Below are 1360 nucleotides of genomic sequence, written 5' to 3'. Positions count from 1 at the left end.
GGAGTGCCCACGACGGCAAGGTCGCCCCGTGCCCTGGGAAGCCTCGGGTCGTGATCACCGAACAGGCAGCCGAGACCTGGGACCGCGAACTGGACCGCCTCCTCACCACCATCGGGCACCACTTCGGCCGCGTCGAACCACGCCGCCGCATGCGGGACTACGTGCGCGCACTACTCGCCCCGGTGGCTCGCAAGAACAGCTGGCAACTTGCCGAACACGTCGGCCACGCCACCCCCGACGGACTGCAGCACCTGCTCTCCCGAGCCCGCTGGAACCCCGACGACATCCGCGATGACCTGCAGACCTACGTTGCCGAACATCTCGGCCGCCCCGACGGGGTACTGATCATCGACGACACCGGGTTCCTCAAGAAGGGCACTACCTCCGCCGGCGTCCAAAGGCAGTACTCCGGCACAGCAGGCCGCACCGAGAACTGCCAGATCGGCGTCTTCGCCGCCTACACCAGCACAGTCGGCCGCGCCCTGGTGGACCGCGAGCTCTACCTGCCCACGTCCTGGACCGACGACCGCGACCGCTGCCGCGCGGCCAAGGTCCCCGATCAGCGGGAGTTCGCCACCAAGAACACCCTCGCGGCGACGATCGTCCGCAGGGCGCTGGCCTCGCCGCTGCCGATCGCCTGGGTCACGGCGGACGCCGCTTACGGACAGGACAACCGCTTCCGCCGGATGCTGGAAACATCTGGCGTCGGCTACGTCCTGGCCGTCCCCAAGTCCCAGTTCTCCCTGGCTGGCCCACGCATCGACAGGGCCTTCGAGCAGGCCCCCGACCAGGCATGGGAACGTCGTTCCTGCGGCGACGGCGCGAAGGGTCAGCGCGAGTACGACTGGGCGGCCGTCCAGTTGCGGCCAGTAGCCGAATACGACTACCAGGACGGCGTGTTGATCCGTCGGCGGTGGGCGCTGGCACGACGCAGCCTGAGCCGGCCGGACGAGATTGCCTACTACCTCGGCTACGCACCGCTGGATGTCGCAGTGGATGAACTGGTGCGCGTCGCCGGCGCCCGGTGGGCGATCGAGGAGTGTTTCCAGGCGGCGAAGAACGAGTGCGGTCTGGACGAGTACGAAGTCCGCCGCTACGTCGGCTGGTATCGACACATCACCCTGGCCATGCTCGCCCACGCCTTCCTCGCGGCGATGAGCGCGCGAGCAGCCGAAAAAGGGGATCCACCGGTGAGGATGCCGTGGTCATCGAGCTCACCGTGGCGGAAGTGCGGCGACTCCTGGCGGCTCACGCACCCCGAGACCTTCACACCCTCACCCACGCGTTGAGCTGGTCGCACTGGCGTCGACGACGCCAGGCGGTGGCCCGCCACTGCCACTACCGCCGTCGTGGGCACTCG

The 1360-nt window shown here is 68.7% G+C and carries 1 protein-coding gene; it reads left to right on the top strand.

Going from position 1 to position 1360, the window contains the following annotated elements:
- Window positions 1-53: 53 nt before the first annotated feature.
- Window positions 54-1289: an IS701 family transposase gene (locus tag P1P70_RS44680; protein ID WP_413471696.1), complete on the top strand. Its 1236-nt coding sequence runs from the start codon at window positions 54-56 to the stop codon at window positions 1287-1289.
- The last annotated feature ends 71 nt before the right edge of the window (window positions 1290-1360 follow it).

The sequence above is a fragment of the Streptomyces sp. MB09-02B genome (genome assembly GCF_033794485.1).
In the GTDB taxonomy this organism is placed as follows: Bacteria; Actinomycetota; Actinomycetes; order Streptomycetales; family Streptomycetaceae; genus Streptomyces.
This window is presented reverse-complemented; position numbering and strand designations above follow the sequence as displayed.